General features: G+C 62.4%; 13 protein-coding genes and 1 pseudogene. 13 read left to right on the plus strand and 1 reads right to left on the minus strand.

All coding sequences use genetic code 11. The features are described 5' to 3' along the window. Nucleotides 1-71: 71 nt before the first annotated feature. Nucleotides 72-501: pseudogene (locus LWW89_RS08905) on the plus strand (IS66 family transposase); the annotation flags it as partial. Between the two features lie 37 nt (nucleotides 502-538). Here LWW89_RS08905 and LWW89_RS08910 read toward each other — a convergent pair. Continuing rightward, nucleotides 539-904, minus strand: a complete 366-nt coding sequence (locus LWW89_RS08910; protein ID WP_293263647.1) for a hypothetical protein — start codon at nucleotides 902-904, stop codon at nucleotides 539-541. A 296-nt stretch (nucleotides 905-1,200) separates the two neighbouring features. Here LWW89_RS08910 and LWW89_RS08915 point away from each other — a divergent pair, with 296 nt between their 5' ends. The 12 genes from LWW89_RS08915 (at nucleotide 1,201) to tnpB (ending at nucleotide 15,512) form a co-directional block, all read left to right on the plus strand. Beyond that, complete coding sequence (locus LWW89_RS08915; protein WP_031642515.1) at nucleotides 1,201-1,482, plus strand: helix-turn-helix domain-containing protein; 282 nt, start codon at nucleotides 1,201-1,203, stop codon at nucleotides 1,480-1,482. A gap of 35 nt (nucleotides 1,483-1,517) precedes the next feature. After that, the gene (locus tag LWW89_RS08920) at nucleotides 1,518-2,087 is read left to right on the plus strand and encodes an Hsp20/alpha crystallin family protein (protein ID WP_008906266.1); all 570 of its coding nucleotides are present in this window, start codon (nucleotides 1,518-1,520) and stop codon (nucleotides 2,085-2,087) included. 93 nt (nucleotides 2,088-2,180) lie between these two features. Then, entirely contained in the window at nucleotides 2,181-5,030 is a 2,850-nt protein-coding gene (gene clpK / locus LWW89_RS08925; protein WP_023093170.1) for a heat shock survival AAA family ATPase ClpK, read from the plus strand. Nucleotides 5,031-5,047: 17 nt separating this feature from the next. After that, the gene (gene cls, locus LWW89_RS08930; protein ID WP_023093171.1) at nucleotides 5,048-6,478 is read left to right on the plus strand and encodes a cardiolipin synthase; all 1,431 of its coding nucleotides are present in this window, start codon (nucleotides 5,048-5,050) and stop codon (nucleotides 6,476-6,478) included. Nucleotides 6,479-6,505: 27 nt separating this feature from the next. Then, nucleotides 6,506-8,389 (plus strand): ATP-dependent zinc metalloprotease FtsH, encoded by a 1,884-nt coding sequence (ftsH, locus tag LWW89_RS08935; RefSeq protein WP_023093172.1) that lies wholly within the window; start codon nucleotides 6,506-6,508, stop codon nucleotides 8,387-8,389. Beyond that, entirely contained in the window at nucleotides 8,386-8,826 is a 441-nt protein-coding gene (trxC, locus tag LWW89_RS08940) for a thioredoxin TrxC (protein ID WP_023093173.1), read from the plus strand. Before ftsH ends, trxC begins: the two co-directional genes overlap by 4 nt. Nucleotides 8,827-8,980: 154 nt before the next feature. Continuing rightward, a complete protein-coding gene (locus tag LWW89_RS08945; protein ID WP_031656219.1) occupies nucleotides 8,981-11,788 on the plus strand; it encodes a GGDEF domain-containing phosphodiesterase in 2,808 nt (935 codons plus the stop codon). Nucleotides 11,789-11,971: 183 nt separating this feature from the next. Further along, nucleotides 11,972-12,472, plus strand: coding sequence for a phosphate-starvation-inducible PsiE family protein (locus LWW89_RS08950; protein ID WP_023093176.1), 501 nt, complete (start codon nucleotides 11,972-11,974; stop codon nucleotides 12,470-12,472). Further along, nucleotides 12,450-13,415, plus strand: a complete 966-nt coding sequence (locus LWW89_RS08955; protein ID WP_023093177.1) for a zinc metalloprotease HtpX — start codon at nucleotides 12,450-12,452, stop codon at nucleotides 13,413-13,415. The genes LWW89_RS08950 and LWW89_RS08955 overlap by 23 nt, the downstream gene beginning before the upstream one ends. A 24-nt stretch (nucleotides 13,416-13,439) precedes the next feature. Beyond that, complete coding sequence (locus LWW89_RS08960) at nucleotides 13,440-14,591, plus strand: trypsin-like peptidase domain-containing protein (protein WP_023093178.1); 1,152 nt, start codon at nucleotides 13,440-13,442, stop codon at nucleotides 14,589-14,591. A gap of 196 nt (nucleotides 14,592-14,787) precedes the next feature. Then, on the plus strand, nucleotides 14,788-15,183 hold the full coding sequence (locus tag LWW89_RS08965; RefSeq protein WP_006217728.1) for a transposase: 396 nt from the start codon (nucleotides 14,788-14,790) through the stop codon (nucleotides 15,181-15,183). Beyond that, a complete protein-coding gene (gene tnpB, locus LWW89_RS08970) occupies nucleotides 15,180-15,512 on the plus strand; it encodes an IS66 family insertion sequence element accessory protein TnpB (protein WP_003121550.1) in 333 nt (110 codons plus the stop codon). Before LWW89_RS08965 ends, tnpB begins: the two co-directional genes overlap by 4 nt. The last annotated feature ends 63 nt before the right edge of the window (nucleotides 15,513-15,575 follow it).

Genomic DNA, 15,575 nt, shown 5'->3' on the forward strand with positions numbered 1-15,575 from the left:
CTGTATCGAGATGAGAGCCATCCTGGGGGGTGATGCTCGGATGCTTTTCGCCCATGTCAGCGCCTACGGCGAAGCTCTCGTTCGAGATCGCCCAGCTGCGACGCCTGAAGTTCGGCAAGAAGAGCGAGCAGCTCGATGCCGAACAACGCGCGCTGTTCGACGAGGCTCTGGACGCCGACCTTGCCGCGGCTGAGGCGCAGCTCCAGGAACTGCTGGGCAAGAAGAAGCCGCCGGCTACGCCTGGCGCGATGCCTAAGCGCACCGCCTTGCCGGCGGACCTGCCGCGCGTGGACTGCCACCACGAGCCCGAGAACACTCGCTGCGCGTGCGGCTGTGCGCTCAAGCGCATCAGCGAGAAGCTGGACAACACACCGGGCGTATTCACGGTAGAGTGCCACATCCGCGGCAAGTGGACCTGCGCACAGGTGCCGAACGCTGACCCAGGCGCCAGTCCCGGCGGAGATCATCGCCAAGGGCATCCCCACCTCCGGGCTGCTCACGTAGGTGCTGGTCGCAAAGGACTTCGACCATCTGCCGCTTACACGGTCGTCCCTAGGCAAGCAGGAATAAGCTGCGTGAGTGAATCGGGAGGTTTGCGTAGCTGATGGCTGGCCAGCAGCGTCTGCGCCGGCGGCTTCACCGGCACGAAGCGCATGTGCGGGCGGGTTGCCGCCTCGCAGATCGCTGCGGCATCGGCCGCACCGTTCTTGCGTCCCTTGCCGGCCATGCGGTAGGGCGTGACGAAGTGGCCTGCAATCAGCCGCGCATCCAGCCCATAGCCGCGCAGCTTGCGTGCCCAGTGATGCGCACCGCCGCAGGCCTCCAGGGCCACCAGGCAGCCGGGAGGCAGCTCCGCGCACCAGGCCGCAAACTTGTCAGCGGCCAGCGCCTTGGCAACCACCACGCGCGCATCCACCGCATGCACCTAGATAACCCGCTTGGCCAGATCCACCCCGACTCGGGCAATCTCGTTCATGGACTTCCCCTTTCACATGGCTGCAGATTGATGACTTGGGGAGCACCATCGCGGCGGCAGCCAACATTTGTTTCCTGGCTGCTTACGATTGAGTCACATCAATCGGCCAGCAGGTCGCTGGATGTTGACTCTTGACTTTCGGCATGTTAGGCGCAATATCTTGCAAAGTCTTGCAAGAATTTCCTCGAGCGAGGCCGCGTGACGACGGAACTTGTGGGGGTGGTATGACAGCGCGCCAGCAGGCGATCTTCACACTCGACGAGTTGGCTACCTACTTAAAGGTCGGCAAGCGGACGCTTTACCGGCTCGCCGCGCACGGGGAAATTCCGGCCTTCAAGGTCGGCGGGACGTGGCGGTTTCGTCAAAGTGAAATCGATCGATGGATCAATGATCAGATCCAAGCAGGCAGAAAGAAGGAGGTGATACGCACAGATGAGCAGCCAAAGTCAGCGGAACACTCCGTGTCGTCTGGGCGCGCTGTCCGTCGCCGCAGGCAAACGGAGTGAGCGAGAGTCTTCAATTTTTCTTCTGGAGGTGTGACATGGACATTGATTTCAAGAAATTGGCTCCCTGGAACTGGTTCAAAAAGGAGCAGGAAGAACAACAGAGCACTGCCTCGCTGCCGGTGCAGCGCAATGACCTGCCGGTGGCGGGTGGGCCCGTCAGTCCCATCCTGCAATTGCATCGCGAGATCGACCGCCTGTTCGACGACGCGTTTCGAGGCTTCGGTTTCCCGACGCTGGCCATGCCACGCTGGCCGTCGGAGTGGCCGGGCCTGCTGAAACCGGCGCTGGACATCCAGGAGACCGACAAGCAGTACAAGATCGCCCTGGAAGTGCCCGGCGTCGAGGAAAAAGACATCCAGATCACGCTCGACAACGACGTGCTGCTGGTGCGCGGTGAAAAGCGTCAGGAGCAGGAAACGAAAGACGGCGGTTTCCACCGGGTGGAGCGCTCCTACGGCAGCTTTCAGCGCGCTCTGAACCTGCCGGCCGATGCCAACCAGGACACGATCAAGGCCGCTTTCAAGAACGGCGTGCTCACGATCACGATGGAAAAGCGCGAGGCCAGTACGCCCAAGCAGGGGCGCTCGATCCCGATCAACGGCTGACGCGGGGCAGCGCGTTTTTCTCAAAAACCACAAAGAGATGAGGCACCGTGATCGGCGGTGCCTCGTCAGATCAATCTTTACAGGAGCATCAGCATGGCCAGAAAACAATGCCAAGTTTGCGGCCAGCCCGCCACGGTGCGGGTGGAAGCCAATCTCAATGGACGCCACAGCACCATGCTGTTGTGTGACGATCACTATCGCCAACTGGTGCGCCAGCAAAAGCGCACCGTCTCACCGCTGGAAGCCTTGTTCGGCTCGCGCAGCGGGCTGTTCGAAGACTTCCTTGGCAGCGACTTCTTCCGCATCGGTGACGACGCACCGTCCATGGCGGCCGATACCGACGAGGTCGTCGATGCCTCGTTCGGCGAACCCGCCCCGGCCGGTACGGGCACCGCGCGCCGTCGCGGCAGTGGGCTCGCCAGCCGTATCAGCGAACAGTCCGAGGCCCTGTTGCAGGAGGCCGCCCGACACGCTGCAGAGTTCGGGCGCGCCGAAGTCGATACCGAACACCTGCTGCTGGCGCTATCCGACAGCGACGTGGTCAAGACCATCCTGGGGCAGTTCAAGATCAAGGTCGATGACCTCAAGCGCCAGATCGAATCCGAAGCCAAGCGCGGCGATAAGCCGTTCGAGGGCGAGATCGGCGTGTCGCCCCGGGTCAAGGACGCGCTCAGCCGTGCTTTCGTGGCCTCCAACGAACTCGGCCACTCTTATGTCGGGCCGGAGCATTTCCTGATCGGGCTCGCCGAGGAAGGCGAAGGTTTGGCGGCCAACCTGCTGCGCCGTTACGGCCTCACGCCGCAAGCGCTGCGCCAGCAGGTAAGCAAGGTGGTCGGCAAAGGGGCCGAGGATGGCCGCGCCGAGACGCCGACCAACACGCCGGAACTCGACAAGTATTCGCGCGACCTCACCAAGATGGCGCGCGAGGGCAAGCTCGATCCGGTCATCGGCCGCGCGCAGGAGATCGAGACGACCATCGAAGTGCTGGCCCGGCGCAAGAAGAACAACCCGGTGCTGATCGGCGAGCCCGGCGTCGGCAAGACCGCCATCGTCGAAGGGCTGGCGCAGCGCATGGTCGCCGGCGAAGTGCCCGAGACGCTGCGCGACAAGCGCCTGGTGGAACTCAACATCAATGCCATGGTGGCCGGCGCCAAGTACCGCGGCGAGTTCGAGGAGCGCGTGCAGAAGGTGCTCAAGGAAGTGACCGAGCACCAGGGTGAGCTGATTCTCTTCATCGACGAGGTGCACACCATCGTCGGTGCCGGCCAGGGTGGCGGCGAAGGCGGGCTGGACGTGGCCAACGTGTTCAAGCCGATGATGGCGCGCGGCGAACTGAACCTGATCGGCGCCACCACGCTCAACGAGTATCAGAAGTACATCGAGAAGGACGCCGCGCTGGAGCGTCGCTTCCAGCCGGTGATGGTGCCCGAGCCGACCGTGGCGCAGACCATGATGATCCTGCGCGGCCTGCGCGACACCTTCGAGGCGCACCACAAGGTCAGCATCACCGAGGATGCGATCATCGCCGCCGCCGAGTTGTCGGACCGTTACATCACCGCGCGCTTTTTGCCCGACAAGGCCATCGACCTGCTCGACCAGGCAGCCGCACGCGTGAAGCTGTCGGCCACGGCGCGCCCGGTGGCGGTGCAAGAGCTGGAGTCCGAACTGCATCAGTTGCGGCGTGAGCAGGACTATGTGGCTTCGCGCAAGCAGTACGACAAGGCCGCCGAGCTCGGCAAGCGCATCGAGGCCAAAGAGGCCGAACTAAAGAAGCTCGTCGAGGATTGGGAGCGCGAGCGCGCCTCGGGCAGCGCCGAGGTCAAGGCAGAGCACGTGGCGCAGATCGTCTCGCGGCTGACCGGCATCCCGGTCAATGAGCTGACGGTGGAAGAACGCGAGAAGCTGCTGCATCTGGAACAGCGGCTGCATGAGCGCCTGGTGGGACAGGACGAAGCAGTACGTGCCGTGGCCGATGCCGTGCGGCTGTCGCGCGCGGGCCTGCGCGAAGGCAGCAAGCCGGTGGCGACTTTTCTGTTCCTCGGGCCGACCGGCGTGGGCAAGACCGAGCTCGCCAAGGCGCTGGCCGAGTCCATCTATGGCGATGAAGGTGCGCTGCTGCGCATCGACATGTCCGAGTACGGGGAACGCCATACCGTGGCACGCCTGGTGGGCGCGCCTCCGGGTTATGTGGGCTATGACGAGGGCGGCCAGCTCACCGAGAAGGTGCGTCGCAAGCCCTACAGCGTGTTGCTGCTGGACGAGATCGAGAAGGCTCACCCCGACGTCTACAACATCCTGCTGCAGGTGTTCGACGACGGGCGGCTCACCGACGGCAAGGGCCGGGTGGTGGATTTCACCAATGCCATCATCATCGCCACCTCGAATTTGGGCTCGGACATCATCCAGCGTCGGCTGAAGGCCCGTGGCGCCGCCGGCGAGGAATACGAGAAGACCAAGTCCGAGGTGATGGACGTGCTGCGCGGACACTTCCGCCCCGAGTTCCTCAACCGCATCGACGAGATCATCGTCTTCCATGCGCTGGGCAAGGAGGAGATCCGCCATATCGTCGGCCTGCAGCTCGATCGTGTGGCCCGCAACGCCGCCAGCCAGGGCGTGACGCTGACCTTCGATCAGACCTTGATCGATCACTTCGCGGAGGAAGGCTACAAGCCGGAATTCGGCGCGCGCGAGCTCAAGCGGCTGATCCGCAGCGAGCTGGAGACTGCGCTGGCGCGCGAGATGCTCGGTGGCGGCATCGGCAAGGGCGATCACGCCAGCGCTCGCTGGGATGAAAAGGCCGAGCGGGTGGTTTTCGAGCGCAAGGAGCCACCAGTGAAGCCGGTCGAGCCTGAAAAGCCTGATGCCGCGAAAGTGGCAGAGGCGCCGTCGAGCGACGAAAGCAAGGCTACGCGCAAGAAAAAGCCGGCGGGCGGCCAATCTTGAGTCATGGGGAGGCTGTCGTGTCCGACCCCGACGGGCTGACATGGGCAGCCGCCCTCGTGTCGCTTGCGGTCGCCATTTCGGCGGCAGGGCACGCAGTCATCTACAAGCGTGACCCGCGCTCGGCCACGCTGTGGGTGCTGCTGATCGCTCTGTTGCCGCTGGGCGGTTCGCTGTTGTACTTGCTGTTCGGTATTAACCGCTACCAGCGGCGCGCGCGGCGGCTCTATCCGGGGGGAGATCATGCTGTTCGGCAGGTTCACTCGCCCACTGTCCCCGAGGTCGCATCGGCGCCGCTTGCCGGTCTGGCGCACTTGGTGGGACGTGCCACCGGCCAGCCGCTGACCGGCGGCAACCGCATCGAGCCGCTGCTCGACGGCGAGCAGGCCTACCCGGCCATGCTCGCCACTATCGAATCGGCCAGGCACAGCGTCGCCTTGTGCTCGTACATCTTCGACAGCCAAGGCATCGGGGCGCGGTTCGTCGATGCACTGCGCCGCGCTCATGAGCGAGGCGTGCAAGTGCGTGTGCTGATCGACGACGTGTATGCCCGCTGGACGCCCCGCAGCGCCTACCGCGCCTTGCATCGCGCCGGCGTTCCGGCGGCGACGTTCAACCCGACGTTGATTCCCGCGCGCCTGCATGCCGCGCATCTGCGCAATCACCGCAAGCTGCTGGTGATCGATGGCGAGACGGGTTTCACCGGCGGCATGAACATCTTCGGTCCGTATTGGCGGCCCGATGCGCCGGGCGAGGCCTGTCACGATTTGCACTTTCGTCTGCGCGGGCCGGTGATTGCGCATCTGATGCGGTGCTTCACCGATGATTGGTGCGATACCACGGGCGAGCGGCTCAGCAAGGGTTACTGGGGCGAACCGCCCGTAACGGCTGATGAGCAAGGAACCTCTTGGGCGCGCGGCATCGAGGCCGGTCCCGATGAGGCCCTGGACCGGATGCGCTGGACCTTCATGGGCGCTTTGAGCGCCGCGAAGCATTCGGTGCGCATCTGGACACCGTATTTCGTCCCCGATCAGCCGATGATCGCGGCGCTAAGCACGGCCGCGTTGCGCGGCGTGCGTATCGACGTGCTGACGCCCGCAAACGGCGACCATCCCACGGTGCAATGGGCTGCGCGCGCCCACTACTGGCAGGTGCTTGAGCACGGTGTGCGCATCTTCGAACGGCCGGGCCCGTTCGACCATACCAAGCTGATGCTGGTAGACGGCCAGTGGTGTTGTCTGGGGTCGGCCAATTGGGATGCGCGCAGCCTGCGGCTCAACTTCGAGTTCAATGTCGAGGTATACGACGGCACGCTGTGCGCACGAATGGAGGCACTCTTCGATGCCATCCGTGATGCGTCGGATGCAATGTCGGCGATGGCGTTGCGTTCCCGTCCACTGGCCATCCGTTTGCGCGATGGAGTGGCCCGTCTGTTCACCCCCATTCTCTAGCGACACGACTTGCGAGGAACATTGCCCATGGAAAAGAAAGATCAATGGAACATCGGCTACTGGATCGTCGCCGGCCTGTTGCTGCTGACGCTGCAGAACTACTGGCAGGCGGCCAAGACCGTCGAGCCCGTGCCCTATAGCGAATTCGAGAAAGCGTTGGCCGAGGGGCGCGTCGCCGATGTGCTGGTGGCGGACCGCACGGTGACCGGGCGCCTGAAATCGCCGGACAGCCGAGGCAAGACCACCATCGTGGCCACCCGCGTCGAACCCGACCTGGCCGAGCGGCTGTCGAAATACGACGTGCCCTACGCGCGGGTGGTGGAAAGCACCTGGCTGCGTGATGTGCTCTCCTGGATTCTGCCGGCGGTGGCCTTCTTCGGCGTCTGGTTCTTCCTGTTCCGCCGCTTCGCCGAGAAGCAGGGCATGGGTGGCTTCCTGAGCATCGGCAAGAGCCGTGCCAAGGTATTCATGGAGAAGAACACTGGCGTGACCTTTGCCGATGTCGCTGGCGTCGATGAAGCCAAGGCGGAGTTGGTTGAGATCGTCGATTTCCTCAAGAATCCGCAGGAGTATGGACGGCTCGGGGCGCGCATTCCCAAGGGCGTGTTGCTGGTCGGCCCACCGGGCACCGGCAAGACATTGCTGGCCAAGGCTGTTGCCGGCGAGGCGGCGGTGCCCTTCTTCTCCATCTCCGGATCAGAGTTTGTCGAGATGTTCGTCGGCGTGGGTGCGGCCCGTGTGCGCGACCTGTTCGAACAGGCGCGCGGGCAGGCGCCGGCGATCATCTTCATCGATGAGCTGGATGCTTTGGGCCGCGCACGCGGTGTCGGAGGACCGATCGGTGGGCACGACGAGCGTGAGCAGACGCTGAACCAGTTGCTCACCGAAATGGATGGCTTCGACAGCTCGGTCGGGCTGATCATCCTTGCAGCCACCAACCGGCCGGAGATCCTCGATCAGGCCTTGCTGCGCGCCGGTCGCTTCGACCGTCAGGTGCTGGTGGACCGCCCCGACAAGAAAGGTCGCCTGGATATCCTGAAGGTCCATGTCAAGAAGATCACCCTGGCCCACGGTGTAGATCTGGAACAGGTGGCGGCGCTGACCACCGGCTTTTCCGGCGCTGATCTGGCCAATCTCGTGAACGAAGCAGCGCTGAACGCGACGCGGCGCAAGGCGCAGGCTGTGGAACTGCAAGACTTCACCGCCGCCATCGAGCGCATCGTGGCCGGCCTGGAAAGGAAGAACCGTGTGCTCAATCCGAAGGAGCGGGAAACCGTGGCCTATCACGAGATGGGGCATGCGCTGGTGGCGCTGGCGCTGCCCGGCACCGATCCGGTACACAAGATTTCAATCGTTCCGCGTGGCATCGGTGCACTCGGCTACACCCTGCAGCGGCCCACCGAAGACCGATTTCTGATGACACGTGCCGACCTGGAGCACAAGATCGCCGTGCTCCTGGGAGGGCGGGCGGCTGAGAAGCTCGTGTTTGGCGAGCTGTCCACAGGGGCTTCAGACGATCTCGCGCGGGCCACCGACATCGCCCGCGACATGATTACGCGCTTCGGCATGGATGAGGGCTTGGGGTACGTTGCTTTTGAGGCACAGAGGCCGCGTTTTCTTGATGCGCCTGAACTGGTACAGGGTGGCTGCCGGGTAGCCGAATCGACTCAGACACGCATCGACCAAGCCATCCGTGACATCGTGATGGGTGTCTTTGATCGTGCATACCGAATTCTCGAAATTAACCGAGAAGTGCTGGAGCGGTGCGCGCGCGAACTGCTCGCACGGGAAACGCTGGATGAATACAGCATCCGGCAACTGACGCAAGGGCTACAGCTCGAATCCCCATGTCACAGCGGCCCAACTGCCGGAGCCATGACTTCCTCTGTGTCCCAAGGAGCCACCTCATGAGTGACAGCATTCATATCGTCTGCCCACACTGCCAATCCATCAATCGCGTGCCAGCCAACAAGTTGGCAGAGAAGCCCAATTGCGGGCGGTGCCAGCACCCGCTGTTCACCGGAGAACCCATTGATCTGACCACAGCGACCTTCGCCCGTCATCTGGAGCGCAGTGACCTGCCGCTGCTGGTTGACTTTTGGGCGCCGTGGTGCGGACCGTGCAAGTTGATGGCGCCGCAGTTCGAGCAGGCAGCCTCCCTGCTTGAACCCAAGGTGAGGTTGGCCAAGGTAAATACCGAGGCCGAGCATCACCTGGCCGCCCAGTTCGGTATTCGCAGCATTCCAACCCTGATTTTGTTCCGAGGTGGACATGAGGTTGCACGTCAGGCGGGCGCCATGGGCGCGCAGGACATTATGCGCTGGGTGACATCCCGCTTGCCGCAATGACCCGGCGCGAACCACCCTGCTTATCAGTTGTTCGATCCTTGAAGAAAGTGCGTAGCCGCGATGCATAGCGACCCAACCACACAATCTTTGACGAAATGCGTTCCCAGTTGCAGAAACTTTGGAACCTCTGTTTCACCCATAAGGAGCGTCACCTTTGAACGAGACGCCTCAAATCTCAGCCCGACACTGTGGCCAGATTAACCAGAATGCCCATTTTGGCAGTTGGCATCTCGATCTTGGCTCGCAACTCCTCACTTGCTCCGATGAAGCCTGCCGCGTGCTCGGCCTGGATGTTGGTGCGCCAATAGCCTTCGAGCGATTCCTGCAGTGTATTCACCCTGAAGACCGCCCCCTCTTCGATAGGGCATGGGATGCTGCCATGTGCGGAAAGTCCCTTGATCTGCGGTATCGCATCGTCAGCGGAGGGCAGGTTCGCTGGATACACCTGCGGGCAACATTCAAGGGCGACGCCTCTGGTCAGCCCAGAGCGGCAGACGGGACGGTAGAGGACATCACTGATCTCAAGAGGGTCGAGCAGGCGCTGAACGCTATACGCCGACAGCGAGAAGAGTTGGCCAGCCACGTTCCCGGTATGCTTTACCAATACCGTCTTCGTCCGGACGGCAGCTCGCACTTCCCTTATGCCAGCGCGAGGATAGAGGAAATATACGGGGTTGCACCGGAGGATGTTGTTGATGATGCCGCTCCTGCGTTCGCTGCGCTCCATCCTGAAGACCGCGACCGTGTGCATGAAACCATACAGGCGTCGGGGCAGTCACTCGCGCTTTGGCATGACGAGTACCGAGTGCAGTTTCCAGACGGTCGGGTGATCTGGGTCGAAGGCGAGGCGTCGCCTGAAGCCATGCCTGATGGGAGCATCCTCTGGCACGGCTATATCCATGATGTCACCTCACGCAGAAGATCCGCGGAAGAGCTTCGCCTTGCGGCTAAAGTTTTTGAGCACGCAGGAGAGGGCATCCTCGTTACGGACGCTCAAGGCCACATTGTCAACGTCAATCGGGCGTTTTCCGTGATCACTGGTTATGCGCGGGAGGAAGTAATGGGTCAGACACCTCGTCTGCTCGAGTCTGATCGCTATGACGATGGGTTCTATCAGACCGTTTGGCAGGCTCTGCGTGAGCACGACTATTGGCACGGAGAGCTCTGGTGCCGACGCAAGAACGGCAGTCAGTTTGCCGCGCTGCTGACGATCAGTGCAGTCCCGGATATGCAGGGCCATATCGAGCATTACGCAGCCATGTTTTCCGACATCACGGCGCTGAAGGAGAACCAGCAACAGCTTGAACGCGTTGCTCATTACGACCTGCTCACCGGCTTGCCCAATCGACTATTGCTCGGAGACCGCCTTAAGCAGGCCATTCGTCAGACACGTCGGCGTGGCATGCACCTGGCGGTTGTCTTCATCGATCTGGATGGATTCAAGAAGGTCAACGACCAGCACGGCCACGCAGTCGGTGACAAGTTGCTGTCCGTCCTGTCCAGGCGTATGACGCAGGTGTTGCGCGAAGGCGATACCTTGGCCCGTCTTGGTGGTGATGAGTTTGTCGCTGTTCTGGTCGACCTGCCGGATATTTCCATCAGCGTACCGATTCTTGATCGCCTGATCGAGGTGGCTGCGCAGCCCGTACCGATTGGTGACGCACTGTGCGAGGTGAGCGCGAGTATCGGTGTGAGCTACTACCCGCAAGGCGAAGATATCGACGCCGACCAACTGCTGCGGCAGGCAGATCAGGCTATGTATCGTGCCAAGCAAGCCGGCAAGAATCGATATCACGTTTTCGATACGGAGAAGGATCGTACGCTGCGCACCCGTCACGAAGGATTTGACAGCATAAAGAATGCACTTGCCAATGGGCAGTTTCTGCTTTGTTTCCAACCTAAGGTCAACATGCGCACCGGTGAGGTGCTGGGCGCCGAAGCCTTGATCCGCTGGCAACATCCGACGCGTGGCTTGTTATCTCCTGCCTCCTTCATACCCATCATTGAGAACCATCCGCTCGGGATTGACGTGGGGAAATGGACCATCGAGGCTGCGCTGACCCAGATCGAAGTTTGGCGCAAGGCCGGCCTTCATGTCCCGATCAGCGTGAATATCGGTGCGCGGCATTTGCTGCAACCGGACTTCATCATGCATCTACGGGGTATGTTGTCACGACATCCCGGCGCCCAACCGCAAGACCTTGAACTGGAAATCCTCGAAACCAGCGCCGTGGAGGACTTCGTTCAAGTGTCTCAGTCGATGGCGCTGTGCGAAAGGATGGGATTGCGTTTTGCCCTCGACGATTTCGGCAGCGGCTATTCATCGCTTACCTATCTGAAGCGCCTGCCCGCGTACCTGCTCAAGATCGACCAAGGTTTCATACGCGACATGCTCGAGGACCCGGACGATATCGCCATCCTGGATGCGCTACTGGCACTGGCAAGGTCGTTTGGCAGGAACTGCATCGCGGAGGGAGTCGAATCCATCAAGCATGGAGAAATTCTGCTGCGTCTGGGATGCGAGTGGGGCCAGGGTTATGCCATCGGGCATCCGATGCCGGTGCATGAATTCGAGCAATGGCTACACACCTGGCAGGTACCCTTATCCTGGAAGGGATTCAAACCTGACAGTCGCGCCGCGCTGCCCGTGCCGTTCACATACGCCGACCACCGGGTCTGGATTTCCCAGATGATCGACTATCTGTCAGGCAAGACCCAAGTGCCTCCTCAATCCGAAACACTCCAATACTGGCGGGATCAAAGTGGTCGCCCTACGTTCTTCGGCAAGGATCCTGATGATCAGGTCGATGCCCTGCATCAGAGCATCCAGCAGTTAGCGCACACCCTGAGTGAAATGAAAAATGCCGGCAGTGTCGAGGCATTGAGGGCTGGCATCGACAAGTTGCAACATTTGCAGGCGGATCTGCTGGGATTGCTGCCGCCAGACCAGAAGCCGGATTGATGCCATGCATGGGACAAAGGGTTGACGTGCAAGAGGCTGATCCACCCATCGGCGGCGCCACGGGCGCGCAGGACATTATGCGCTGGGTGCCTTCGCAATTGCCTCGGCAATCCAGGTGTAATCGAGTCGTCTTCTCGGACTCCCCGTTCCATTAACGTTTCATTGAAAGAGAGAGCAACGCTTATGCATAAAGAATCTGGCCACACGGCCCTTGACGAGATGCGCTCCCAGTGGCGGTTGATGACGGTTTACGAGCGCTTCGAGCAGGTTGTTGTCATCACGCTGTCGGGCGTCATGTCGATGGTGATTGTGATTTCGCTGATTCAGTTGATTCGGCACGTCTTCACGCTGCTCGTCATGGATGCACTGAATCCACTGGATCATAAGGTTTTTCAGCTGGTATTCGGTGCCACCATGACGCTCCTGATCGCGATGGAGTTCAAGCATTCCATCGTGCGCGTGGCGCTGCGTCGGGACAGCATCATCCAGGTCAAGACCGTAATCCTCATCGGCCTGATCGCGCTGGCGCGCAAGTTCGTGATCCTCGACCCCGAGGCGAGCCCTGGCAAGATCGCCGCGCTTGCAGGAGCCACACTGGCGCTCGGTGCCACTTACTGGCTGCTGCGCGAGCGCGACGACCGCGCCGCCGAGACATCTGAGCATGATCCGTCATCATCCCAATGACCCGCGCGCGGCGTTGTTGCAACACCGCTGGCTCAACCGCCTGCAGACCGGGCTGTTGATCCTGACCCTGGTCGGGATCGCAGCCGCCGCAGGAAGCCTGCTGTTCGGGGAAAGCGGCCTGTGGCTCGCGCTGTTTGCAGTTGCAGGCGCGCTGCTGCTCGAGCCGGCAGCCGCGTCGGCGCTGACCCTGCGCCTGTACCGCGCGAGGGCACTGCACCCGCACGAAGCCCCCGAGATTTGGGCCATGTTGCGCGAACTGTCCGCCCGTGCCGGTTTGCCCGCCACGCCGGTGCCGCACTACGTGCCCAGTGTCGTCGTCAACGCCTTCGCCACCGGCTCGAAGCAGCATGCATCGATCGCCCTCACCGATGGCCTGCTGCGCAACCTGAGTTCGCGCGAACTGGCGGGTGTGCTCGCGCACGAGGTCGCGCACATCGCTAATGAGGATCTGCGTGTCATGGGGCTGGCGGATTCCGTCAGTCGCCTCACGAGCCTGCTGGCTATGGTCGGACAGATCGCTATTGTGTTCAGCTTGCCCGCACTGCTGGCCGGCGCGGTGGCGGTCAATTGGCCTGGACTGCTTCTGCTGACCGCCTCGCCCCAGCTGGCCCTGCTCGCACAGCTCGGCTTGTCTCGCGTGCGTGAGTTCGACGCTGACCGCCTCGCGGCCGAACTGACCGGCGACCCGCAAGGGCTGGCGTCCGCGCTGGCGAAGATCGAGCGGGTCAGTCGCTCCTGGCGTGCCTGGCTGTGGCCGGGATGGGGCAATCCCGAGCCTTCCTGGTTGCGCACGCATCCGGCAACGCAAGATCGCATCTCACGCCTGCTGACGTTGGCGCCTGGACCAGCAACAGCCTTGCCGTTTCACGCGCCCCATTTCTTGCCGGAATCCGCTGTGACGCCGCGCCCGCCGCGCTGGCGCCCGAGCGGGCTATGGCGCTGATTGTCTATCAACAGGAGACTTCTCATGGCCTACCCTGACCCGTACCCACGCCCCGCACCGGATCCCTTCATCCGGCGCTGGCTCTTCATCACCGCCTGTATTGCCACGCTCATGCTGCTGTGGCAGTTCCTGCCCGCCATCGAGGCATGGTTCACTCCGCGCGAGGCGGCAGAACGCACCGTGACGGCGCGCGGCGACTTGGCAGCGGACGAAAAGGCCACCATCGAACTGTTCGAAAAATCACGCGCCTCGGTGGTCTACATCACCACCGCGCAGCTGGTGCGCGACGTCTGGACGCGCAATGTCTTCTCCGTGCCTCGTGGCACGGGATCGGGCTTCATCTGGGACGACGCCGGCCACGTCGTCACCAACTTCCACGTCATCCAGGGCGCGTCCGAAGCCACCGTCAAACTCGCCGATGGCCGCGACTACCAGGCCGCACTGGTGGGGACGAGCCCAGCACACGACATCGCCGTACTCAAGATCGGCGTCGGCTTCAAACGCCCGCCTGCCGTGCCGCTCGGCACCAGCGCCGACCTCAAGGTGGGACAGAAGGTCTTTGCTATCGGCAACCCCTTCGGCCTGGACTGGACGCTCACCACCGGCATCGTCTCCGCGCTCGACCGCTCGTTACCGGGAGAAGCGGGCGGCCCGGCCATTGATCACCTGGTTCAGACCGACGCCGCCATTAACCCCGGCAACTCGGGCGGCCCCCTGCTCGATTCGGCCGGGCGGCTTATCGGCATCAACACGGCGATCTACAGCCCCTCCGGCGCCTCGGCTGGGATCGGTTTTGCCGTGCCGGTGGACACCGTCATGCGGGTAGTGCCGCAACTCATCAAGTCCGGCAAATACATCCGCCCGGCGCTTGGCATCGAGGTGGACGAACAGCTCAATCAGCGCCTGCTTGCGCTGACGGGAAGCAAGGGCGTGTTCGTGCTGCGTGTCACCCCCGGCTCGGCAGCGCACAAAGCCGGGCTCGCGGGTGTCGAAGTCACGCCGCAAGGCATCGTGCCGGGCGACCTCATCATCGATGTTGATGGCAAGGCGACGGACGATGTGGCCAAGCTGCTCGCGCGGCTAGACGACAGGAAGGTCGGCGATGTAGTGGTCTTGTCAGTGGAACGGGCCGGCAAATCGCGCGAGGTGCGTGTGGAGCTGCAACCCGGGAATTGATTGAACTGAACCTGTGGATCAGGCGGTAGTGCAGCGTCGCGGCGATTGAGGTTCTCAGGTCTCTTCGGCCAGGTAGCGTTCCGCCTCAACCTCCGTAATTTTCGGATGCGATCTGCCTATCCGAATAGGCAAGCATGCGTAAGCGTCCGGCAATCCCATCTTGAGATAGACCCAGTGTCGAGGCATCGTGTGCACGATGAACATCACGCACACTATGGCGAACGACACGATCGCCCAGCGCCCCAAGCGGCACTACTACTCCCCGGAACTTAAAGGCCAGATCGTGGCCGAATGCCAGGTCTCCGGCGCGTCAGTGGCCGGCGTAGCGCTTGCACACGGAATCAACGCCAACATCGTTCATCGCTGGATGCGCGAGCAAGCAGACTCCCTGTTGCCAGCGCCCCGGAATGAGTTCGTTGCGCTGAATCTGCCTCCACCAGTTGAACAGCTCCCAGCAACCGAGACCAGCTCGCCGCCCGTGTCGCGTGCGATTCGCGTTGATGTTCGGCGCAGCGCCAGCGTAGTCACCGTGAACTGGCCCCTGGAAGATGCAGCGTCATGTGCAGCGTGGCTGCGCGACTGGCTCCGATGATCCGCATTGATGCGCTGTGGCTCTCCACCGAGCCGCTGGACATGCGAGCAGGCACCGAGACGGCGCTCGCCCGGGTAGTGGCTGTCTTTGGCGCAGCGCGCCCACACCACGCCTATCTGTTCGCCAATCGACGAGCCAACCGCATGAAGGTGCTGGTGCACGACGGCATCGGTGTCTGGCTGGCGGCCCGGCGCCTGAATAGCGGCAAGTTCGTCTGGCCGCGCGATGCCGCCACCACCGCCACACTCAGCCGAACGCAGTTCGATGCGCTCGTGCTGGGCCTGCCCTGGAAGAACGTCGGCGAGGCTGGAGTCATCACTGTACTTTGAGTGCTCCGGTCGTTGGCCAGGCAATCAGCGCTTGCACCGATGCGCGAATGTGATGTTAGCCGC

The sequence above is a fragment of the Oryzomicrobium sp. genome (genome assembly GCF_021287045.1).
In the GTDB taxonomy this organism is placed as follows: Bacteria; Pseudomonadota; Gammaproteobacteria; order Burkholderiales; family Rhodocyclaceae; genus Oryzomicrobium.